Origin of the sequence: Pseudoxanthomonas fibrivorans (genome assembly GCF_041464125.1) — a bacterium.
Taxonomy (GTDB): domain Bacteria; phylum Pseudomonadota; class Gammaproteobacteria; order Xanthomonadales; family Xanthomonadaceae; genus Pseudoxanthomonas.
In genome coordinates, this window is sequence record NZ_JBGNUG010000001.1 from 2,245,891 (window position 1) to 2,268,124 (window position 22,234).

19 protein-coding genes are annotated in these 22,234 nt (G+C 73.4%); 8 read left to right on the forward strand and 11 right to left on the reverse strand.

Annotated elements, in window-relative coordinates; genetic code table 11:
- Positions 1-41: 41 nt before the first annotated feature.
- Positions 42-884, reverse strand: coding sequence for a class I SAM-dependent methyltransferase (locus ACA089_RS10410; protein ID WP_372016531.1), 843 nt, complete (start codon positions 882-884; stop codon positions 42-44).
- Complete coding sequence (locus ACA089_RS10415) at positions 881-1,714, reverse strand: class I SAM-dependent methyltransferase (protein WP_372016533.1); 834 nt, start codon at positions 1,712-1,714, stop codon at positions 881-883. Before ACA089_RS10415 ends, ACA089_RS10410 begins: the two co-directional genes overlap by 4 nt.
- Positions 1,715-1,952: 238 nt before the next feature.
- Between ACA089_RS10415 and ACA089_RS10420 the strand changes: the two genes are divergently transcribed.
- A complete protein-coding gene (locus ACA089_RS10420) occupies positions 1,953-2,501 on the forward strand; it encodes an OsmC family protein (RefSeq protein ID WP_372016534.1) in 549 nt (182 codons plus the stop codon).
- A 2-nt stretch (positions 2,502-2,503) separates the two neighbouring features.
- Complete coding sequence (locus tag ACA089_RS10425; RefSeq protein WP_372016536.1) at positions 2,504-3,493, forward strand: AraC family transcriptional regulator; 990 nt, start codon at positions 2,504-2,506, stop codon at positions 3,491-3,493.
- 130 nt (positions 3,494-3,623) lie between these two features.
- Here the strand turns inward: ACA089_RS10425 and ACA089_RS10430 are convergent, their stop codons facing one another.
- Complete coding sequence (locus tag ACA089_RS10430) at positions 3,624-4,862, reverse strand: MFS transporter (protein WP_372016538.1); 1,239 nt, start codon at positions 4,860-4,862, stop codon at positions 3,624-3,626.
- A gap of 196 nt (positions 4,863-5,058) precedes the next feature.
- On the opposite strand from ACA089_RS10430, the gene ACA089_RS10435 reads away from it, so the two are divergent.
- Entirely contained in the window at positions 5,059-5,628 is a 570-nt protein-coding gene (locus tag ACA089_RS10435) for a dihydrofolate reductase family protein (protein ID WP_372016539.1), read from the forward strand.
- A 14-nt stretch (positions 5,629-5,642) separates the two neighbouring features.
- Here the strand turns inward: ACA089_RS10435 and ACA089_RS10440 are convergent, their stop codons facing one another.
- Complete coding sequence (locus tag ACA089_RS10440) at positions 5,643-6,380, reverse strand: DNA-formamidopyrimidine glycosylase family protein (RefSeq protein WP_372016541.1); 738 nt, start codon at positions 6,378-6,380, stop codon at positions 5,643-5,645.
- Positions 6,381-6,486: 106 nt separating this feature from the next.
- Here ACA089_RS10440 and ACA089_RS10445 point away from each other — a divergent pair, with 106 nt between their 5' ends.
- From ACA089_RS10445 to ACA089_RS10455, 3 genes are all read left to right on the forward strand, one after another.
- Positions 6,487-7,086: an acyl carrier protein phosphodiesterase gene (locus tag ACA089_RS10445; RefSeq protein WP_372016543.1), complete on the forward strand. Its 600-nt coding sequence runs from the start codon at positions 6,487-6,489 to the stop codon at positions 7,084-7,086.
- 65 nt (positions 7,087-7,151) lie between these two features.
- The gene (locus ACA089_RS10450) at positions 7,152-7,808 is read left to right on the forward strand and encodes a glutathione S-transferase family protein (RefSeq protein WP_372016545.1); all 657 of its coding nucleotides are present in this window, start codon (positions 7,152-7,154) and stop codon (positions 7,806-7,808) included.
- A 133-nt stretch (positions 7,809-7,941) separates the two neighbouring features.
- On the forward strand, positions 7,942-10,443 hold the full coding sequence (locus tag ACA089_RS10455) for a glycoside hydrolase family 9 protein (RefSeq protein WP_372016547.1): 2,502 nt from the start codon (positions 7,942-7,944) through the stop codon (positions 10,441-10,443).
- Positions 10,444-10,446: 3 nt separating this feature from the next.
- Here the strand turns inward: ACA089_RS10455 and ACA089_RS10460 are convergent, their stop codons facing one another.
- The gene (locus tag ACA089_RS10460) at positions 10,447-13,110 is read right to left on the reverse strand and encodes a bifunctional diguanylate cyclase/phosphodiesterase (protein WP_372016549.1); all 2,664 of its coding nucleotides are present in this window, start codon (positions 13,108-13,110) and stop codon (positions 10,447-10,449) included.
- 243 nt (positions 13,111-13,353) lie between these two features.
- Entirely contained in the window at positions 13,354-14,100 is a 747-nt protein-coding gene (locus ACA089_RS10465; protein WP_372016551.1) for a hypothetical protein, read from the reverse strand.
- 164 nt (positions 14,101-14,264) lie between these two features.
- On the opposite strand from ACA089_RS10465, the gene ACA089_RS10470 reads away from it, so the two are divergent.
- Complete coding sequence (locus tag ACA089_RS10470; protein WP_372016553.1) at positions 14,265-15,389, forward strand: dipeptidase; 1,125 nt, start codon at positions 14,265-14,267, stop codon at positions 15,387-15,389.
- 81 nt (positions 15,390-15,470) lie between these two features.
- On the opposite strand, the gene ACA089_RS10475 is transcribed toward ACA089_RS10470, so the two are convergent.
- Complete coding sequence (locus ACA089_RS10475) at positions 15,471-17,447, reverse strand: alpha/beta hydrolase family protein (protein ID WP_459077395.1); 1,977 nt, start codon at positions 17,445-17,447, stop codon at positions 15,471-15,473.
- Between the two features lie 127 nt (positions 17,448-17,574).
- On the opposite strand from ACA089_RS10475, the gene ACA089_RS10480 reads away from it, so the two are divergent.
- Positions 17,575-18,417, forward strand: a complete 843-nt coding sequence (locus ACA089_RS10480) for a class I SAM-dependent methyltransferase (protein WP_372016555.1) — start codon at positions 17,575-17,577, stop codon at positions 18,415-18,417.
- On the opposite strand, the gene ACA089_RS10485 is transcribed toward ACA089_RS10480, so the two are convergent.
- From ACA089_RS10485 to ACA089_RS10500, 4 genes are all read right to left on the reverse strand, one after another.
- Positions 18,418-19,374, reverse strand: coding sequence for a putative bifunctional lysylphosphatidylglycerol flippase/synthetase (locus tag ACA089_RS10485; RefSeq protein WP_372016557.1), 957 nt, complete (start codon positions 19,372-19,374; stop codon positions 18,418-18,420).
- Entirely contained in the window at positions 19,371-20,633 is a 1,263-nt protein-coding gene (gene clsB, locus ACA089_RS10490; RefSeq protein ID WP_372016559.1) for a cardiolipin synthase ClsB, read from the reverse strand. Before clsB ends, ACA089_RS10485 begins: the two co-directional genes overlap by 4 nt.
- A complete protein-coding gene (locus tag ACA089_RS10495; protein ID WP_372016561.1) occupies positions 20,630-21,400 on the reverse strand; it encodes an endonuclease/exonuclease/phosphatase family protein in 771 nt (256 codons plus the stop codon). Before ACA089_RS10495 ends, clsB begins: the two co-directional genes overlap by 4 nt.
- A 286-nt stretch (positions 21,401-21,686) precedes the next feature.
- On the reverse strand, positions 21,687-22,100 hold the full coding sequence (locus ACA089_RS10500; protein WP_372016563.1) for a CBS domain-containing protein: 414 nt from the start codon (positions 22,098-22,100) through the stop codon (positions 21,687-21,689).
- Between the last annotated feature and the right edge of the window lie 134 nt (positions 22,101-22,234).

The following is a 22,234-nucleotide window of genomic DNA, read 5'->3' on the forward strand; positions in this document are numbered from 1 at the left end:
TCTCCGACCTCCACCCTGGCGGCCGACCGGGCTGGCGATCCTCATGCCGGCCCGATCGCGCGCGGCTTGCCCGCGACCATGACCGTGAACTCGCCCGGCATGCGGTATCCCTGCCCCACCCGCCACGGGCGGATCGCCTGCAGGTACCGCCGCCGCACGCGCTGCCGCACCGAGGCATCGAAGCGCGACCAGGCCATCGCCACCGGGCCGCCGACGAAGGCCGCGTCGCAGGCCTGCGCGCCGTCGTCGTATTCGAGCACCGCGTCGATCCGCTGCTCGCGGATGGCCTCGAAGCCGGCATCGGCCGCCAGTTGCGCCAGCACGCCCTGACCGCCCAGCTGGAAGAACAGCGGGCACACGTCGCTGTTGACCTCCGCATCCACGATCGGGAACACCGGCGACCAGCCGCAGCGCGCGCGCTCGCCCCACACCGCCACCGCCAGCCGGCCGCCCGGGCGCAGCACGCGGAACAGTTCGCGCAACGCGGCGGCCGGATCGGGCATGTACATCAGGCCCAGCGCGCAGCAGGCCAGGTCGTAGCTGTGCCCGGCGCAGGACAGCTGTTCGCCATCCATGCGCGCGAAGCGCGCGTGTTCCAGCCCCAGCGCCGCCGCCCGCTGCGTGGCGCTGGCGACCATCGCTTCGGATATGTCCACGCCCAGCACCGAGCCGCTGCCGCCCACCCGCTCGGCGGCGGCGAGGGCGACCAGGCCGGTGCCGCTGGCGACGTCCAGCACCGCCTCGCCCGGCACCGGCGCGGCCAGCGCCAGCAGCTCGCGGTGCGCCGGCGAGAGCTGGCGCTGCCACAGCGATTCGTACTGGCCGGCCGCCAGGTCCCACCCGTAGCGCTGGATCCGCCGCTGCAACCGCCCGTGCAGGCTCATCGCCGCACGACCACGATTTCCAGGTACTCGCTCGGCAGCACCAGGCCCGCGCCGCCGCCCTGGTCCATCCGCTCGATCAATGCGGCCAGCTCGGCGTGCAGCTCCGCGGCCCGCGGCTCGGGCAGCGCCTGGAACGCCTTCTGCACCGGCCCGTACCACGTCCGGAACACCTCGATCATGTGCGCCGCGGACCGGTAGCGGAAGGCGAAGCTGCGCGCCTGCGTCTGGATGCGTTCGGCGCGATCGCCGAACAGCGCCTGCAGGTGCTCGCGCGTGCCCCAGCGCGAGGGCGGCTGCACCCCGGCCGGCGGCGGCAGGTGCCTGCCCAGGACCTTGAACATCTGGCCGATGAAGCCGTCGGGGGTCCAGTTGGCCATGCCGATCCTGCCGCCCGGGCGGCAGACCCGCGCCAGTTCGCCGGCGGCGCGTGCGTGGTCCGGCGTGAACATCACCCCGAAGGTGGACAGCACCACGTCGAAGCTGGCATCGGCGAACGGCAGCGCCTCGGCGTCGGCTTCCTGGAACCCGACCTCCAGCTGCTCGGCCTGCGCGCGGGCGCGGCCCAGTTCGAGCAGCGCCGGTACGTAGTCGGTGGAGACCACGCGGCCACCGCGGCGCGCGGCCGCGAGGGTGGCGTTGCCGTTGCCGGCGGCGACGTCGAGCACGCGCTCGTCCCAGCGCAGGTCGACCGCCTCGGCCAGGTGCTCGCCGACGATCTGCAAGGTGGTGCCGACCACGGCGTAGTTGCCGCTGGACCAGGCGGCCTGCTGGCGCTGCTTGACCGCGGCCAGGTCGACGGGGGCCACGGCGGTGTTGGGGCGTGCGTTCATTGCTTGGGATTCCGGTTCGGTCAGGGGGCGCACAGGCTGCCGGCCGGACCCGGCCGCGGTCCTGACCTTGCGTCCGCCATGGATGCCGCAGCGTCCGCCCGCACGCCGCGTCCGCCACCGGTTTCCCGGCCGGCCGCGGATGCTTGCGCAGCGTCCGCGGCATGACCTGATGGCGCCCGCCGCTGCGTTCTAGCGTTCACCATCCCGTCGGCCGTCGGCCGCGCACGGAGATCCATCGATGAACGACAGCACGGCCGCGCTCGCCCAGGCCATGCAACGCGCCGTGGCGGTGTTCAGCCGCCGCCCGCAGCAAGGCCTGCATGACGACGCCACCGTGCGCGCCCGCTGGCAGGGCGGCACCCGGGTCGTGGCCGCGCACGACGACGGCACCCGGGTCGACACCGACATGCCGCGCGAGCTCGGCGGCAGCGGCGACCGGGTCTCGCCCGGGTGGCTGTTCCGCGCCGGGATCGCCAACTGCTGCGCCACCGCCATCGCCATGGTCGCGGCCAGCGAAGGCGTCGCGCTGGAGGACCTGGAGGTCGACGTCGGCAGCCGTTCCGACACCCGCGGCCTGCTGGGCATGCGCGACGCCGACGGCGTGCAGGTACCGGCGAGCGCGGTCGGGTTCACGCTGCAGGTGCGGGTACGCGCGGGCACCGTCGACGACGCACGCCTGCGTGCACTGGTGGACGAAGGCCTGCGCCGCTCGCCGATGCTGGATGCGATGCTGCGCCACCCGCCGCTGGCGGTGCAGCTGCTCGTCGGCGCGCAGACGGGCGCCTGAGCATGGACGCACTGTCGGAAATCCTGCGGGTGGTGCAGCTGTCGGGCGCGTTCTTCGTCAACGCCCGCTTCACCGCACCATGGTGCTACCAGTCCCCGAGGGCGGCGCTGGCGGCGCCCTGGCTGGATCCCTGCGCCGAGCAGGTGGTGATCTTCCACCTGGTGACCGAGGGCCGCTGCCTGGTCGAAATGGAGGGCGTTGCGCCGCTGCCGGTGCAGGCCGGCGACGTGGTGCTTTTCCCGCGCGGCTGCGCGCACCGCATGGCCTCCGCGGCCGGCCTGCCGCCGCCCCCGCGCGAGGCCGACCTGAAGCGGCTGCTGTCCAGCCGACCGCGGCGCCTGGCCTACGGCGGCGGCGGCGAAGCGACGCGCATGGTCTGCGGCTACCTGGCCTGCGATACGCGCCTGGCCCGGCTGCTGCTCGATGGCCTGCCGCCGGTATTGCGGGTCGGCCTGCGCGGTTCGGCCGCCGGCGCCTGGCTGGAGTCGTCGGTGCACTACGCACTGGCCGACGCGCGCACGCCGCGCGCCGGCAGCGCCGGGCTGCAGGCGAGGCTGGCCGAGCTGCTGTTCATCGAGGTGCTGCGCCAGCACGTGCATGCCGGGCAGGCGCACGCCGGCTGGCTGGCGGGACTGGGCGACCGGATCGTGGGCCATGCGCTCAATGCCCTGCACCAGCGCCCGGGCCACGAATGGTCGCTGGCCGAACTGGCACGCGCGGCCGGGACCTCGCGCACGGTGCTGGCCGAACGCTTCCAGCAGCTGGTCGGCACCTCGCCCATGCAGTACCTCACCCAGTGGCGGATGCTGATGGCCGCCAACCTGCTCCGCCGCAGCAACGCGCCGCTGGCGCGGGTGGCCGAGGAAGTCGGCTACCAGAACGACACCTCGTTCAGCCGTGCCTTCCGCCGCGAGTACGGGCAACCGCCGGCGGCCTGGCGCCGCAGCGTGCTGCAGCAGGGCTGGACCGAGGCTGCGGCCGCGAGCGCGTGAGCGCAGCCGCCGGCCGGAGCGTGTCCGGCGGGTGCCTTGTGCGGGCAGGCGGGGCCGCGCCCGGCGCCGGATCATCCAGCGCGCGCGCGCATCGGACGGATGGCGGGCCCGTGCTGGCGCCGCGGGCCCGTCAGAGCGGCCTGGGGCAGGCCAGCGGCCGCTGGGACAGGGTGCGCGCCGCCCAGGCGTAGAGCCCCAGGCCGGCCACCGCGGTGGAAGCGCCGACCCAGCCGGTCGAGGTCCAGCCCAGCCCGGCGGTGATCGCGATCCCGCCCAGCCACGGGCCCAGCGCGTTGGCGGCGTTGAACGCGGCGTGGTGCGAGGCGGCGGCCAGGGTCTGCGCGCCATCGGCCACGTCCATCAGGTGCGACTGCAGGATCGGGCCGAGGGCGCCCATCATGCCGATGCACACCGTGCCCAGCAGCAGGCTCCACGGCTGCTGCGCGGCGAGCGGGAACAGCAGCAGCATGACCACCGCCCAGCCCAGCACCACCGGCACCGCGCGGAACTGCAGGCGGTCGAACAGCCAGCCGCCCAGCATGTTGCCGATCACCCCGCCGAGGCCGAAGCCAGCCACGCCCAGCGGGATCCAGCCCGGCGCCACGCCGGTGACCTCGACCATGGTCGGTGCTAGGTAGCTGAAGACGCAGAACATGCCGGCGAAACCGATCGCGCCGATCAGCAGCGCCTGCCATACCGGTTGCCGGTTGAACGCGCGCAGCTCGTCCAGCGGCCGCTCGCGCGCGCCGGTGTCCACGCCGTGCGGCAGCGACAGGGCGATCAGCGACACCGTCAGCAGCGAGATCAGCGAGACCGCCGCGAAGGTCCAGCGCCAGCTCGCCAGCTGGCCCATCCAGGTCGCCAGCGGGGTCCCGACGAGGATCGCCAGGGTCAGGCCCAGCATCACCAGGCTGACCGCGCGGCCGCGCGCCTCCGGCGGACTGATCGCAACCGCGGTCAAGGCGGCGACGCCGAAGTACGCGCCGTGCGGCAGGCCGGCGATGAAGCGGAACAGCAGCAGGCTGGCGTAGTCCGGGCCTAGGGCACTGGCGAGGTTGCCGAGCGCGTAGAAGCCCATCAGCGCCAGCAACAGGGTCTTGCGCCGCAGCGCCCCGCCCAGCACCGCCAGCAGCGGCGCACCGACCACCACGCCCAGCGCGTAGGCGCTGATCAGGTGGCCGACCTGCGGCTCGCTCACCCCGAGGTCGGCGGCCATGTTGGGCATCAGGCCCATGCCGGCGAACTCGCTGGTGCCGATCGCGAAGCCGCCCAGGGTCAGGGCGGTCAGGACCAGGGCGTAGCGGCCGCGGCTGAGCGCCGGGAACGCGGACGCCGCCACGGGCGTGGTGGGAAGCGGGGCGGAAGACATGGCGCCATTATGCTGCGATGCAGCAAGCCGGCAAAGCCCGCCCAGCGGCACGCCGGCGTCCTGTTCATGCAACGACGCCGGCCGGCGCTGCGTCGGGTGGGCCCTGCGGGCGGGGTTCCAGGTCCGCCAACCGTCGCCTTGTCGAACCGGGAACGCCCGGGCCGTCACCCTTGCAGGCACTCAGCGGGAGCACGGCATGGGCAAGGTGATCGTCGAACAGATCGTCAGCATCGACGGGTACGCGGAGGATGCCGACGGCGGCATCGGCTTCTTCGACAACGCGCAGGCGGTCAATGCCGCCGACGACGAACAGCTGCGGATGCTGCGCAGCGTCGGGGCGATCGTGCTCGGCGCGCGCACCTACCGGATGTTCGCCGACTACTGGCCCGAGGCCGATCCACGGGTGGAACCGGTCGCGGCGCCGATCCGCGACCTGCCCAAGTTCGTGGTGTCCTCGAGCCTGGCCGAGGCGCCGTGGGGCCCGGACCAGGCGGCCACGCTGCTGCGCGGCGACGGCGTGGCCTCGGTGCGCGAACTGCGCGCGCGCGTCGACGGCGACCTGGTGGTCTGGGGCAGCCTGACCCTCAGCGATGCGCTGCTGCGCGCCGGCGAGGTGGACGTGCTGCGGCTGCGGATGCTGCCGCTGGTGCTGGGGGCCGGACGCTCCTTCGCCCCGCCCGGCAGCGGCGGCCACGACTGGTCGCTGGCGCAGGCCAGGACGTTCGACGGCGGCCTGGTGGTGCTGGAGTACCACGCCGCGCGTTGAGCCGCCCCCCGGCTTCAGCCGTACAGGCGCTGGCAGCGCTCGCAGAAGAACGCGCGCCGCTTCGCCAGGCCCAGGTGCTTGCGGTAGGTCAGCCGCTGGCCGTCACGCGGGCAGACCGTGCGGGTGTGGACCTGGTAGTGCTTGCGCAGCACGTAGGCCTTCTTCCAGCGCAGGAAGTCGAAGCTGTACTCGCGCGCCTGCGCCACCAGCTCGCCGAGCTTGCGCGCCGGCAGCGCGCCGATCCGGCTTTCGGGGTGGACCCGGATCCGGTGCAGGACCTCGTTCTTGATGATGTTGCCGACCCCCGAGAACACCTGCTGATCCAGCAGCGCGTCGGCGGCGAGCGTGTCCGGCCGGGCGCGCAGCTTGCGGCGGGCCTGCGCCGGATCCCACGCATCGTTCATGACGTCGGCGCTCCAGTCGTAGACCTCGTCCAGCGGGGCGTCGATGAACTTCACCGAACAGGCGTAGAAATTCAGTTCGTCGCCCCCGTCGAAATCCAGCCCCAGCCGCGGCGCGGCGTCCTTGCGCTCGTTGATGCGGTAGCTGCCGAACAGCATGAAGTGCACGCGCAGGCTGAAGCCGTCGAACTCCACGAGGAAGTGCTTGCCCCAGCTGCGCAGCGCCACGATCCGCTGCCCGGCGATGCGCTGGATGTCCTCGCGGCTGTTGCCGCGCACGCTGCGCACGGTGCGTCCGGCGAAGGCGGCGGCCTCCTCCTTGAGGATGACGATCGAAGGGCCCTCGGGCATGCCGCCAGTATCGGCGCGGGCGGTGAGCGGCCCGTCAAGCGCGCGCGACGCGGGCGTCAATCCGCCTTCGCGTGACACACTGCACGTCGCCGCCCGGACCGCGCCGATGAACTACCTGGCCCACCTCTACCTCGCACGCCCCGACCCCGAAGCGATGCTCGGCGCGCTGCTCGGCGACTTCGTCTTCGGCCGCAGCGCACTGGAGGACTACAGCGCGGTCGAGCGGCGCGAGATCCTGGTCCACCGCCAGGTCGACCGTTACACCGACGACCACCCGCAGGTGGCGGGCGCACGCGCGCTGTTCGCGCCGGGCCTGCGCCGCTATGCCGGCATCGCCCTGGACGTGTTCTACGACCACTGCCTGGCGCGCGACTGGAGCCGGCACTGCGACACGCCGCTGGACGACTTCACCGCGGCCTTCTACCGCCATCTGCTGTCGCGGCTGGACGACCTGCCGCCGCGCCTGCGGGCGATCGCCCCGCGCATCGCCGCGCACGACTGGCTCGGTTCCTACCGCGACCGCGCCAGCGTGGACCTGGCGGTCAGGCGCATCGCCACCCGCCTGTCGCGCAACGGCGACCGGCTGGTCGCCTGCCTGGACGACCTGCGCCGGCACGAGGCCGCGATCACGGCCGGATTCGAGGTGTTCTTCCCGCAGCTGGTCGCGCACGTGCAGGCGCTCCGGCGTGATCCGCGTTACGCCTGACCCCGCTGTCGATCCGGCGCCTTCGCCCCCGTCGTAGCTTCCGAGCCCATCCCACCGAGCCGGCCATGCTCCCTGCCCTGTACGCCCACCCGTTCTCCTCCTATTCCCAGAAGGTGCTGGTCGCGCTGTATGCCAACGGCACCCCGTTCGAGTACCGCAACCTCGAGGACCCGGCGCACCAGGCCGCGCTTGGCACCCTGTGGCCGATCCGGCGCTTCCCGGTGCTGGTCGAGGACGCCCGCACCGTGGCCGAGGCCACCGCGATCATCGAGTACCTGCACGTGCGCCACCCCGGCCCGGTCCGCCTGCTGCCCGACGACCCGCTGGCGGCGGTGGAGGTGCGCATGCTCGACCGATTCTTCGACAACTACGTGTCCACGCCGCAGCAGAAGGTCGTGTTCGACGCCCTGCGCGCGGAAGACGAGCGCGACCCGCGCGGGGTGGCCGACGCCCGCGGCATGCTCGACACGGCGTACGCGTGGCTGGAACGGCACCTGGAGGATGGACGTCCCTGGGCGGCGGGAACGAGCTTCAGCCTGGCCGACTGCGCCGCGGCCCCGTTCCTGTTCTACGCCGACTGGACCCATCCGGTCCCCGCGGCCTGCGCCCGCGTGCAGGCCTACCGCGCGCGCCTGCTCGGGCATCCGGCGTTCGCCCGCGCGGTGGAGGAGGCGCGACCGTTCCGCGGGTACTTCCCGCTGGGCGCACCGGACCGGGACTGACCCTCGCCCGCGGAAGCCGGCCGCCGCCGCCGCACGCGATGCTCCTCCGCGCACTGCTTGCGGCTTTGCTGCGCCGCAAGCTGGCCCCGGCGATCCCCGATGTTAGCGTTAACATTCGCTCCCGGGGATCCGCATGCACCGACCGACGCCTTCGCTCCGCCGCACCGCTCCCACCCGCCCCCTTCCGATCGCGCTCCTGGCCGCCGCCCTCGCCGTTGCCCTTCCGGGCGCCGCCGCCGAGCGCGGCCTGCGGCTCGACGAGGCCGGCTACTTCAGCAGGCCGGGCCTGGACGTGCTGGCCTTCAGCAACACCTACGACGACAACTTCAGCGATTCCAAGATCGCCGGCGTCGAGCTGATCCACCATGGCGTGCGCACCGCCACCAACGGCGACGTGCGCCTGTCGCCGACGCCCGAGCAGTGGGACCCGGTGGCCGTGCCGGTCCGCCGCGAGGTCGACGCGGCCACCGGCACCGTCAGCACGCGACTGCGCTTCGACCGCGAGGACTTCGAGTACGTGGTGCGGGTGTCGCCGCGCGGCGATGGCGTCGCCATCCAGGTGGTATTGGATGCCCCGCTGCCGCCGGCGCTGGCCGGCAAGGCCGGCTTCAACCTCGAGTTCCTGCCGTCGGCCTACTTCGGCACGTCCTGGCTCGGCGACGCCGGGCATGGCCAGCTGCCGCTGTATCCGGCCGGCCCGAGCGCGCGCGACGCGGCCGGCGCGACGGTGCGGCTGCCGATGGCCCGCGGCCACGCCCTGACCCTGGCCCCGGAGGATCCGCGGCGCCGCGTGTCGATCCGCTCGCCCGGCGCGGAGCTGGGGCTGTACGACGGCCGCAACCAGGCCCAGAACGGCTGGTACGTCGTGCGCTCGCTGCTGCCGGCCGGCAGGGCCGGCACGGTGCTGGAGTGGACCGTGGAAGGCAGCACCCTGCCGGACTGGACCCGGCCGACCGTGATCGGCCACTCGCAGGTCGGCTACCACCCGGCCCAGCGCAAGGTCGCCGTGCTGGAGCGCGACCGCAACGCCGCGGCGCCCGGCACGGCGCGGCTGCTGCGCGTGTCGGCCGACGGCACCACGCGCCAGGCCGCCGAAGCCACGCCGCAGCGATGGGGACGCTACCTGCGCTACGACTACTACACCTTCGACTTCTCCGGCGTACGCGAGCCCGGGCTGTACCGGATCGAGGCCGACGGCCAGCGCACGGCCGCGTTCCGGATCGCCGACGACGCCTACGCCAGCGCGTGGCACCCGACCCTGGACGTGTTCTTCCCGGTGCAGATGGACCACATGTCGGTGAACGAGGCCTACCGCGTCTGGCACGGCCGTTCGCACATGGACGACGCGCGCCAGGTGGCGCCGGACACCCAGCATTTCGACCTCTATGGCCAGGGCCCGGAGCTGGATTCGCCGTTCAGTCCCGGCGAGCACATCCCCGGCCTGGCGGTCGGCGGCTGGTTCGACGCCGGCGACTTCGACCTGCGCACGCAGACCCACTACGCCACGGTGATGTCGCTGGTCGACACCTGGGAACTGGCCAGGCCGCTGCGCGACGAGACCACCGTCGACCGCGCGCGCTCGCACGTGGAGATCCACCGCCCCGACGGCGTGCCCGACCTGCTGCAGCAGATCGAGCACGGCACGCTGATGCTGATCGCCCAGCACCGCGTGTTCGGCCACGCCATCCCCGGCATCGTCGAACCCGACCTGGGCCAGTACACCCACCTGGGCGACGCGGTGACCAAGACCGACGGCAAGGTCGACGACCACGGCGATCCGGACTCGCCGCGCGACGACCGCCTGGCCTTCACCACCGCCACCACCGCGCTCAACTACGGCTCGGCCGCCGGGCTGGCCGCGGCCAGCCGGGCGCTGCGCGGCCACGACGACGCGCTGGCCGCCGAAAGCCTGGCCACCGCGAAGAAGGTGTGGGCGTTCGAGCAGTCGCGCGAGCCGAACCTGTTCAAGGTCGGCAACACCACCGGCGGCCACCCGCAGGACGAGCAGCTGGACGCGGCGGTGCAGCTGCTGCTGGCCACCGGCGAGGCGAAGTACGCCGACGCGGTCGCCGCGCTGTGGCCGGCGATCGACGAGCGCTTCGCGTCCAACGCGGCCGCGGTGGTCCCGGTGCTGCCGAAGCTGGACGGGGCGTTTCGCGCGAAGTTCCGCGAACGCGCGGTGCGCTTCAGGTCCGAGCGCGCGGCGATGGTCGCCGAGAACCCGTACGGCGTGCCGATCACCCGCGGCGGCTGGGCCGGCAACAGCGCGGTGGTCGGCATGGCCACCACCAACTACTGGCTGCATCGCGCCTTCCCGGACGTGTTCGACGCCGAGGACACGCTGCAGGGCCTGAACTACCTCTACGGCACCCACCCGGATTCGAACCTGTCGTTCGTCTCGGCCGTCGGCGCGCAGTCCAAGCAGGTCGCCTACGGCAACAACCGTGCCGACTACAGCTTCATCGCCGGCGGCGTGGTCCCGGGCGTGCTGGTGCTCAAGCCGGATTTCCCGGAGAACAAGGAGGACTGGCCGTTCCTGTGGGGCGAGAACGAGTACGTGATCGACCTGGGCGCCAAGTACATGTTCCTGGTCCACGCCGCGCAGGACCTGCTCGGCGGGCAGCGCGCGCGCTGACCCTCAGGCCACCCGGCGCCCGGCACCGTCGTCCGGGCGCTGGAACACGACCCGCTGCGGGCGGTGCAGGATGAAGCCCTGGCCGTAGTCCACGCCCAGTTCGCGCAGCACCGCCAGCGTGTGCTCGCCGTCGACCCACTCGGCGACCACCTTGAGCCCGCGCTGGTGCCCGATCTGCGCCACCGCGTTGACGATGGCGCGGCTCATCGGGTCGCTGCCCAGGTCGCGGACGAAGCTGCCGTCGATCTTGATCACGTCCACCGGCAGGTTCTTGAGGTAGCCGAACGAGGACATGCCCGCGCCGAAGTCGTCCAGCGCGATCCGGCATCCGGCCGCGCGCAGGCGCTCGATCACCCCGACCACGCGCAGCAGGTTGCGCACCGCCACCGTCTCGGTGATCTCCAGGCAAATGCGCCGCGCCGGCACGCCGAACTCGGTGATGCTGTCGAGGATGAAATCGGCCAGCCCCTCATCCTCGATGCTGGCGCCGGACAGGTTGATCGCGCAGGTCCGCAGCGAACGGCCGCACGGGTGCAGGCGGGCGAAGTGGGCCAGCGCGGTGCGGATCACCCAGCGGTCCACGGCCGGCATCAGCCCGTAGCGCTCGGCGGCGGGCAGGAACGCGCCCGGCAGGAACACCGTTCCGTCTTCCTCGCGCAGCCGCAGCAGCAGTTCGATGTGGGTCCCCGCCTCGCCGGCCGGCGCCAGCGGCACCACCTCCTGGTAGTCCAGCAGCAGGCGGTCCTGCTCCAGCGCCCAGCGCAGGCGGTTGGCCCACTCCATCTCGCTGCGGCGGCGGGTGGTGTCCTCGTCCTCGCGGTAGGTGCACACGCGGTTGCGGCCGGCTTCCTTGGCCTGGTAGCAGGCGCTGTCGGCCCACGCAAGCAGGTCCTTGAGCGTGCAGCCGTCGCGGTCGACCAGGACCATGCCGATGCTGGCGCTGACCGCGTAGGTGCGCGCCTGCCAGACGAACATCACCGCCTCGACGCAGCGGCGCAGCCGCTCGGCCAGGACCTGCGCGCCGTCGGCGTCCACGTCGAAGGCGAGCAGCCCGAACTCGTCGCCACCCAGCCGCGCCAGCACGTCGCCCGGGCGCAGGTGCTGGCGCATCGCGTGGGCCAGCTGCACCAGCAGCTGGTCGCCGGCCATGTGCCCGGAGAGGTCGTTGATCAGCTTGAACTGGTCCAGGTCGATGTACAGCAGGGCGAAGGCCGATTCCCCGAAGCGCCCGGCGCGGCTGTCCAGCGCCATCTGCAGGCGCCGCTCGAATTCGCGCCGGTTACTCAGTTCGGTCAGGCCGTCGTGCGCGGCCTGGTAGCGCAGGCGTTCGGTCAGCGCGCGCTGCTCGCTGGTGTCGGTGGCGACCATCAGCAGGTGCGGGGTGCCGTCGACCTCGACGTGGGCCAGCGAGGCGCTGGCCCAGAACGACTCGCCGTCGGCCGCCACCACCATCGCCTCCTGGCTGGCCCAGCTGCCGCCCGCGGCGGCTTCGGCCATCGCCTGGCCGCCGAGCAGGGGATTGGCGAACAGCGAGACCAGCGGGGCGTCGAGCACCGCACCCAGGTGCTGGCGCGCGGCCTGGTTGGCGTAGACCACGCGGCCGTCGCGGCCGTCGGCGAGCAGCACCAGCGCCGGCAGCAGTTCGTTGAGCACGCGAAAGCGCGCCTCGCTCTCGCCGAAGCGCGCGGACATGCGCCGGCCCAGCTCCAGCGCGCGGCGCTGGGTGGTGGCCAGCGACAGCATCAGCAGCGCCAGCAGCACGCTGATGGTGGTGCCGGCGATCAGCACCGCGCGGGTCTCGTCCAGGTCAGCCGCCGCGCCCCGCGGCCACATCCGCAGCTCCCAGCGCCGGCCACCGAACTCGATCCCGCGGACCTGGGCCGGCGCGGTCGCGGGGGTCGGGCCATGGACGAACACCGCCGCGTCCTGCGGCGGGGCATCGAGGTCCACGATCTCCAGGTGCATGTGTTCCAGGATCCGGCCATGCAGCGCCTGCCGCAGCATGGGCTCCAGGCGCAGGCTCACCGCGAGCGCGCCGATCTCGCGTGCGCGCCGGGCGGCCACGGTCCGCGGCCGGGGACCGTGGGAGTAGACCGGCAGGCGCAGGGTGATGCCGCGCGCGAGGTCGTCCCGGGCGTGGTCGAACTGCAGCAGCGGGAACGGCGCGGAAAGGGTCGGGGCGTCGGCGTCGCGCGCCGCGAGCAGGGCCGACAGGTTGCGTGGCTGGGTGGCGATGTCGAGCCCGTAAAGGGCCTCGTTGCCGGCCAGCGGCGAGACCAGCTCGTAGCGGTAGGCCGGCCGGCCACCGGGCATGGCACCGGCGGCGCGCCGGGCGAAGGCGGTGGCGACGAACCCGGGCACGCGGTCATGGGTGCGCAGGTTGTCCTGGTACTGCACGAACAGCGCCTGGTCGATCCGGTCGTTGGACAGGAACACGGTCTGCATCGCGCGCAGCATGTGCGAGGCCGACTCCAGGGGAGCGAGCACGCGGTTGCGGGCGGCATCCGCCAGCGAGCGCTGCATCGCCCCGGCCACCGCGTGCGCTTCCTGCCACTCGCGGTGGGCGACGCCGGCGGTGAGCAGCAGCCCGGCCACCAGCACCAGCGCCGCCCAGGCCGGCGACGCGCGCAGGTCGCCCCGGCGGGGCACCTCCGGCGTGGGCGGCATGTGGTCTCGGAATGGCATCTGGATCCTCGGGTCGGCACCCGGTCCGTTCACGCCGGGGGGCCGTGGCTCACCTGTCGCGTCCGGGCGGCCGGCGCCCTTCCGTCATAGAAGCGGTCCTGGCGCCGGATTCTTGAACCGTCCCGGTCCGCCGCCCGGTCGCGGCCAGCGCGGCGACGCGCCCGCCGCGGCGCCCCCTGCGCCAACGCCGGTCCCGGCGCGGGCCGGCCATCCGCCCGCGGCCGCTCATCCCGGCGGCTCGTACTGGTAGTGCCAGGGCTCGTCGGGGGACCGCAGCGGCCCGCTGAAGGCCGCGCCCGATGCGCGCACGGCCGCGGCCAGGCGCCCGGCCCAGCCGTCGCCGACCCACCGCGAGCGGACGCTGCCGCTGTCCGTGCCGGCGACCAGCGTGCCGCCCCGCATGACCTGGAAATCGTAGGCGCGCCCCTGCCCGTGCGGCGACAGCCCGGGCGCGGCCAGGGTCACCGCCGAGGGCGTGGGCCACTCGCGCAGCCAGCGCCCGAACCCCGCCTGGCCCTGCCGCGCGCACGCCTCCGCCGCGGCGGCGGCCAAGGCGGCGGCGGCCCGGGCGACGGAGGCGTTGGTGTTCCATTTGCGCAGCTGGTCGTCGAGGCTGCGCACCTGCAGGTTCACGTGCAGCGAGTACCCGGGATTGGCGGCCGCGAACGCTGACTGCACCTTGGCCACCTCGGCATGCGCGGTGCGCTGCTCGTCCGAGCCGGCATACGCGTCGATCCGCGCCTGGCTCCAGCTCCAGCGCGCGTCCAGGTCGCGGGCGCGCAGGTAGCTGCGCAAGGCAAGAAGCTGGCGGCCCTCGCCATCGATCCGCGGCAGGACGTCGCGGGCGGGCGCGGGCAGGGCGTGCGCGGCCGCCTGGCGGCAGGCCCCGAGCCCATCCTCCGCCCCGGCGGGCGCGAGCGGCGCCACGCCCAGCAGGAGCGCTGCGATGGAGCGGTAGACACTCGGCGCCACGGCCACTCCAGGGGCGGAAAGGGCGCAGCGTAGGCGGGCAGGGATGAAGGCGGCCTCACGTCACGGCCTGGCCGCGCGCGTGCGCGCTATCCTGCGGCGGCCCACCGGCGCCCTGCGATCCGGCACGGCCCCGTCCGGACGCCCTCCCCCTACGCCGAGTCCCCATGACCCTCGACCGACGCACCTTCCTCGCCGGCGCGGCCTGCGCCGCGGCCGCGATCCCGCTGTCCCTCCCGCTTCGCGCGGCCGCACCCGCGAAGCCGCGGATCGTGGTCAACGCGCTGGGCGGGCTCGGCGACCCGAACGCGCCGGCCGACGCGATGGTGCCGCAGCTCACGCCGCGGGTCCTGGCCGAAGCGCGCGCCTCGGGGTTGACCGCGGTCAACGTCACCCTGGGCTACGTGGCCGGCCCGGAGGATCCGTTCGAGGCCAGCGTGCGCGACGTCGCCGCGACCGACGCGCTGGTGCGCGCGCATGCGACCGACGTGCTCAAGGTGCTGTCGGCCGCGGACATCCGCCGCGCGCATGCCGACGGCCGGATCGGCCTTATCTACGGCTTCCAGAACGGCGCCATGCTCGGCGACGACGCCAGCCGGGTGGACATCTTCAGCGACCTGGGCGTGCGCGTGTTCCAGCTCACCTACAACCCCGCCAACCAGCTCGGCGACGGGGCGATGGCCCCGGGCAACCGCGGCCTGAGCCCGTTCGGCCGCGAGGTCGTCGCGCGGCTCAACCAGCGCCGGGTGATGGTCGACCTCTCGCACAGCGGCGAGCGCACCTGCCTGGAGGCGACCCGGCTGTCGACCGCACCGGTGTCGATCAACCACACCGGCTGCCGCGCGGTCACCGACCTGCCGCGCAACAAGACCGACGCGGAACTGCGCGCGGTCGCCGAGCGCGGCGGCTTCGTCGGCATCTACTTCATGCCGTTCCTGGACATCTCCGGGCACGCGCGCGCCGAACACGTGGTCGCGCACCTCGAGCACGCGGTGAAGGTATGCGGCGAGGAACACGTCGGCATCGGCACCGACGGCACCGTCACCCAGGTCGACGACCTGGCCGCCTATCGCGAAGCGCTGGCCCGCGAGGTCGCCGCGCGCCAGGCCGCGGGGATCAGCGCGGCCGGCGAGCGCGCCGATACCTACCCGTTCGTGCCCGACCTGCGCGGGCCGGAACAGTTCCGCGCGCTCGCCGCGCGGCTGCAGGCCAGGGGCTGGCCGGAAAGCCGGATCGACCGCGTGCTCGGCCTGAACTTCCTGCGCTACGCCGAATCCGTCTGGGGCGCCTGAGCGGCACCCGTTGCGCACGCTGGCCCGGAACGCGCGTGCCAGCCGGGCGGCGGGGCCCCGCCCCGCCGCGTCCGCGCCGGGCTACTCGGCCACCGCCCCGCCCAGGTGCGGGGCCAGGAACGCCAGCAGCCGCGTGTAGTACTCGCGGCGGTGCTCGCGCGTGTAGAAGCCATGGCCTTCGTTGGGGTAGTACAGCGTCTCCACCGGCACGCCGGCCTTCTTCAGCGCCTTTTCCATCTGCCGGGTGTGTTCCACCGGCGCGCGCTCGTCCTTGCCGCCGGCGGCCAGGAACACCGGCACCTTGATCCGGTCGGCGAGGTTGACCGGCGAGCGCGCGGCCAGCGCGTTGCGGTCGCCCATCCATTCCAGCGCCCAGGTCCGGCCCGAGCGGCTGCGGCTGGAGGCGTCGCGGTGCATCATCGGCAGGTCGTACACGCCGACGTAGCCGGCCGCGCAGCGGTACAGGTCCGGCTCGCGGGCGGCGCCCATCAGCGCGGCGTAGCCACCGTAGCTGGCGCCGTAGATGCAGATCCTCGACGCATCGGCGATGCCCTCGCGCACCGCCCAGCGGGTGGCGTCGGTGAGGTCGTCCTGCATCGCCCCGCCCCATTGCTGGTGGCCGGCCTGCAGGAACGCGCGGCCGTAGTTGCCCGAGCCGCGGTAGTTGACCCGCAGCACCGCGTAGCCGGCCGCGGCCAGGATCTGCGCGTCGTCGTCGAACCCCCAGCCATCGAACACCCCGAACGGCCCGCCGTGCGGCAGCAGCACCAGCGGGCGCGGGCCGGCCGCCGCCCCGCGCGGCTCGGTGAGGTAGCCGTGCAGGGCCAGGCCGTCGCGCGCCTTGAAGCTGACCTGGCGGGTGGCCGGCATCGCGTCGGGCATGAACCATTCGCGCCGGCTGAACACCCGGTCCGCGCGCTTGGTCTGGGTGTTGAAGCGGAAGTAGTCGCCGTTGTTGCGGTCGCTCCACACGTACAGCAGCACTTCCCGGCCGTCGGCCGTGGCCGAGGTCATGCGCACCGCGTCGCCGCGGAACGCCTTTTCCAGGCTGCGGTAGAAGCGCGCGGTCGGGTGGCCTTCGTCGAAAAAGCGGTTGTGCACGCGGTCGGTCATGTAGGACGCGCCGATCGGCGTGCGCCCGTCCAGGTCGTAGAGCACCTGGTAGGGGTCGGCCACCGGGTCGCGCAGCAGGTCGCGGTACTCGCCGGTGGCCGGGTTCCAGCTGACGATCGCATCCGGCCCTTCGGCGCGCTCGGCCTGCAGGTACGCCAGGCCGCCGTCGGCGCTGAAGCCGAGCGGGACCTCGCGCCGGTGGCTGACGGCCTCGTCGTTGACCAGGCGCCATTTTTCGCCGCCGCGCTCGCGGTAGTACAGCCGGGCGTTGTTGTCGGTGTCGGCGCCGTGGGCGAAGCGGACCTCGCCACTCGCGTCGGCGACGAAGCTGGCGCGGCGCACCGGGGCGGTGGCCAGCAGGTCGCGCTTGCGCGTGTAGATGTCGAGCTTCTCGATGCGGATGTAGGGGTCGCTGTCGCTGACCGACATCGCCGACACCAGCACCTTCTCCGGCTGCCCGGGCAGGGTGTCGAGCATGAACACCGCCCGCTCCAGCTCGCTGCGGTAGGTGGCGGTGATGCCCGGCGAGGCGTCGACGCCGTACGGGCTGGCCAGCAGCTTGACGTTCTTGCCGTCGGCGTTGACCGCGTGCAGCTCGCCGCGCACCGATGGCGTGTCGCGCGAGCCGTGGCGCTCGGCCATGGACACGACCACGCGCTCGTTGTTGGCCCACCAGAAGTCGTCGACCACCGAATCGGCGTCGCCCATGATCTTGGTGGTCGGCGTGCCGTCGGCGCGGCGCACCACCACCAGCGCGGTGCGGTCCTCCAGCGGCATGGTCACCGCGTAGTAGGCGCCGTCGGGCGAGATCTTCACCCGCTCGTACCGGTCCTGTTTCAGGAACGGCTCGAGGTCCAGCCTGGCGGGCGCCGCGGCCGCGGCCGGCATCGCCCACGAACACGCGCCGGCCAGCAGCACGCCGGCCAGACTCCCGCGAAGAAGCATTCCCCACCCCCTGTCGTCCCCGGCGCCATGGTGGCAAGCCGGCGCTGCGCTTGTCCATCGACGGCGGTCACATGCCCGCGACCCGCGATGCCCGGTACGATGCCCGCCCGCCACCGATGCGCACGCCGTGCCCCGCCATTCCGGACCCCTGCTGACCCGCGAGACCGCCGATTCCCTGCTGGCCGCGCATGCCCGTGGCGAGCCCGAGTGGTGCGGCTCGCTGGACCTGGGGCGCAACGGGGGCCGTGCCGCGCTGGGCGTCGATGGCTGGCAATGGGGCGACGCGCGTTACCCGTATCCGGACAGGCTCAAGGACCGCACGGTCTACTGGTTCGACGGCGACGACTGGATGCCGGTGTCGCGCTATGCCGGTTCGCTGATCAAGCTGGTGCCGACCGAATGGGGCACGCCGACGTTCGAGATCGACGGCATCAAGATGCTGCCGACGTCGAAGGAATCGCCGCTGGACGATGCGCGGCGCAAGGTCGCCCTGGTCGAGCCGCGGGGCAAGGTCGTGCTCGACACGTGCGGCGGGCTGGGCTACTTCGCCGCGTGCTGCCTGGAGGCGGGCGTGGCCCGCATCCATTCGTTCGAGAAGAACGAAAGCGTGCTCTGGCTGCGCACGCTCAACCCCTGGTCGCCGGACCCGGAAGCGCCGGCCAGTGGCGGCCGCCTGCAGTTGGCCCATGCGGACGTGACCGTCGCCATCGCCACGCTGGCCGACGCGTCGGTCGACGCGGTGCTGCACGACCCGCCGCGCTTCGGGATCGCCGGCGAGCTCTACTCGCTCGCCTTCTACACCCAGCTGGCCCGCGTGCTGCGCCGCGGCGGCCGCCTGTTCCACTACACCGGCAGCCCCAACCGGCTGACCAGCGGCCGCGACGTCCCGCGCGAGGTCGCCGCGCGCCTGCAGAAGGCCGGCTTCGCCGCCCAGCTGGCGCTGGACGGGGTGCTGGCCACCCGCCGCTGATCAGCCATCGCCGCTTCCGGCGGCTTCGATGCCGCGCCCGCGCCGCGATTCCAGGCCGATGTAGACCAGGCCGGCGCAGGCCAGCGGCAGCAGGTAGTAGAGCGCGCGGTAGGCGAGCAGCGCGGCGAGCACCGGCGGCTGGCCCAGTTCGCGCCCCAGGGTGAGCAGGAAGGCCGATTCCCACGCGCCCAGGCCGGCCGGGGTATGCAGGACCACGCCGATCACCGCCGCCACCAGCACCAGTGCCAGCACCCGCGGGTACGCCACGCCGGCGGGCAGCAGCAGGAACAGGATCGCGCCGAGGACCGCCCAGTTCAGGGTCGACAGTGCCAGCTGCAGCGATGCCATGCGCAGCGTCGGCACGCGCAGCGCATGGCCGCGGAAGGCCAGCGTGTCTCCGCCGCGCCGGCCGCACAGCACCCCATAGGCGCCCACCAGCGCCAGCATCGCGATGCCGGCCAGCCGCCATGCGTCGCGGTCGCCGGCACCGGGAGGCAGCGGCAGCGTGGTCGCCGCGAGCACGGCGCCCGCCAGGGCCGCGTATCCCAGCCAGTTGGTGAGCACCGCGAATCCGGCGATGCGCGCCACGCGCGCCGCAGGCACTCCGGCGCGGGTATACAGGCGCAGGCGCGCGCCGCCGGCGCCGAGCACGGCGCCCAGGTTGAGCGTCACCGCGTAGCAGACGAAGCCGATCGCCGCGGTCCGCCCGGGCGGGAGACCGTGGCCCACCTGGCGCCGCGCCACCAGTTCGTAGGCGCAGTAGAGCGCGTAACTCGCCGCGACCAGGCCCAGGCAGGCCGCCAGCGTGGCCACGTCGAGGCTGCGCAGCGCGATGCCGACCGCGGGCCAGTCCACCGAGCGCGCATGGCGCGCACCCAGTACCAGCACCGCGACCAGCACCCCGGCGACCAGCAGGTTGCCGGCCCGCCGGCGCCAGCGCGCCGGTAGCGCCCTCACGCCCGGCGCCGCCCGCGCGGCGCCACCGCGTCGTGGCCGGCGGAGCCGGCAGCCTGCGCCGCCGCGCCCGCGCGCCCGCCCCGCGTCGCTTCCGCGAGCGGCACCACCCGCGGCCGGTGCGCCGGCAACCACCCCGCCCATGCCGGAAACCGGCGCAGCACGTGGTACAGCAGCGACGACGGCAGCCACCACCGCCGGCCGCGCGCGGCGGCGGCCGCGGCGACGGGCGTGCAGTCGTCCCGCCACATCCGCTGCATGCGCGCTCGCAGCTGGCGGTTGAACATGCGGTCGCGCACCAGCAGGTTGGCCTCCAGGTTGAGCGACAGGCTCAGCGGGTCCAGGTTGCTGGACCCCACGGTCGCCCATTCCTCGTCCACCAGCGCGACCTTGCCGTGGAACGGGCGCGCGCAGTATTCGTAGATCTCCACGCCATCGCGCATCAGGTGGCGGTACAGCGACCGGGCGGCCAGCATCGCCGCGGGGACGTCCGGCTCGCCCTGGAGGATCAGGCGCACGGTCACGCCGCGCCGCGCCGCATGGCGCAGCTCGCGCAGGAAGCCGTAACCGGGGAAGAAGTACGCGTTGGCGATGATGATCTCCGACTTCGCCGCGCGGATCGCCTCGCGGTACGCACGCTCGATGTCGGTGCGATGGTGGCGGTTGTCGCGCACCACGAAGGCCGCGTCCGCCCGGCCCTGTGTCTCCGTCTCCGCGCCGGCCGCGGGCGTGGCCCCGGCCGCACCCTCGCGGACGAAGCGGTGGATGCCGGCGACCACCGGGCCTTCCACCTCGACCGCGTAGTCCTGCTTGGCGTCCGGCCCGAAGGTGCGCAGGTGGTCGGCCGAGTAGTTGATCCCGCCCACGAAGGCGCGCGCGCCGTCGACCACGAGCAGCTTGCGGTGCATGCGCCGGAACAGGTTCAGGCGCATGCCGAGCAGCGTCGGCTGCGGGTCGAAGGCGCGGAAGTCGACCCCCGCCTGGACCAGCGGGTCGAGGAACCCGGGCGAGAAGCCCGGCGAACCGTAACCGTCCACCAGCACCCGGATCTTCACCCCGCGCCGTGCCGCATCCAGCAGTCGTCGCTGCAGGGCCCAGCCGACCTCGTCCTCGAACAGGATGAAGGTCTCCAGCTGCAACTCGGTTCGCGCCGCATCGATGGCGGCGAACACCCGCCGGTAGAAGGCCTCGCCGTTCTCCAGCAGCTCCAGGCGGTTGCCCTGCGTCCAGCGCAGGCCCGCGGCCGGGTCGAGCCGGCTCATGCCGCCGCCCCCGCCAGGACCAGCCGCGCGGAGAGCGTGGCGTGGTCCGACAGCCGCGACCAGGGCGCGGCGCTGTGCACGGTGGCCTCGGCGATGGCCAGGCCGCGCACGTAGATGCGGTCCAGCGGCAACAGCGGCCAGCGCGCCGGGAAACTGCGCGCGAGGCGACCCCGGCGCTCCTCGAACACCTCCAGCAGGCCGCAGTCGCGCAGCCGGCGATGGCCGGCTGCGCGCCAGTCGTTGAAGTCGCCCGCCACCACCACCGCCTCGGACGAGGGGATGCGCTCGCGAAGGTGCGCGCACAGCAGGTCGAGCTGGCGTCGCCGGTGCGCTTCCTGCAGCCCCAGATGGACGCATACCGCGTGCAGGCACCCGGCGCGTCCGGGCAGTGCCAGCACGCAGTGCAGCAGGCCGCGGTTCTCGTGCCCGGCGATCGATACGTCATGGTTCTCGTGGCGCACGATCGGCAGCATCGAAAGCACGGCGTTGCCGTGGTGGCCCTCCGGATAGACCGCGTTGCGGCCGTAGGCGTATTGCGGCCAGAGGCTGTCGGCGAGGAATTCGTACTGCGGCACCGGCGGCCAGGCGGGATGGCGGCGAGCGTGGCCGCGGTGCGCCCCGGTCACCTCCTGCAGGAACACCATGTCCGCGCCGACCATGCGGATGGCCTCGCGCAGCTGCGGCAGCATGAACCTGCGCTGCAGCATGTCGAACCCCTTGTGGATGTTGGCGGTCAGCACGCGCAGGGACAGCGGTCCGGATGTCACGGCTTCCTGGATCGCGGCGGCGGGGCCCGCCCGCGCTGGGCCGCGCCGCGTGTCATCCGCAGCGTCCCGGACGGGCGGCGCGACGTCGAGCGGGGGCGCGGGGGCGGCGGACATGGCGGGGGAAGCGGGACGAGGCACTGCGGATCCATGGTCGCCACGCCGCCGCGAAGCGGCGATGAAAGGACGCCGGGTGGCGGACTGCCCGTGCCCGGCGAAAAAAACGGACGCCACCGCAACGACGAGCGGCGGTGGCGTCCGGCTCCTGCCCGGGTCGGGGCGGTGGTGCTCAGTGGGGGCGTGCGACGCCCTGCAGCAGTTCCTGCGACGCCTTGGTGTCGCGACTGTGCGCGAAGTTGGCGAGCGAGACGATCCCGACCAGCCGCTTGTCGCGGTCCACCACCGGCAGGCGGCGCAGCTCCAGGTCGGCCATGTTCGCGGCGACCTCGTCGATGTCGTCGTCGGCGTAGCAGTACTTCACGTCCGGCGACATCACCTGGCGCACGGTCGCGTCCGCGCCCAGGCCCTTGGCCAGCGCGCGCACCACGATGTCGCGGTCGGTGAGGAAGCCGACCAGGCGGTCGTTCTCGCCCACCGGCAGGCTGCCGATGTCGTGCTTGGCCATCACGCCTGCGGCGCGACCCAGGGTGTCGTCGGGCGAGATGACGCAGACGTCGCCGCTCATGACTTCGCTGATTCGCATGGGGATCTCCTCGGTTCGGTCACGCCTGGGCGGCGTGTTCCGGCACGCGAGGATCGCCAGCGGCGGATTAAGCGCCCGGCAAGGCGGTGCATCGAGGGTGTTAACACCCGTGCGCGCCGCGCGCCGGCGGCGGG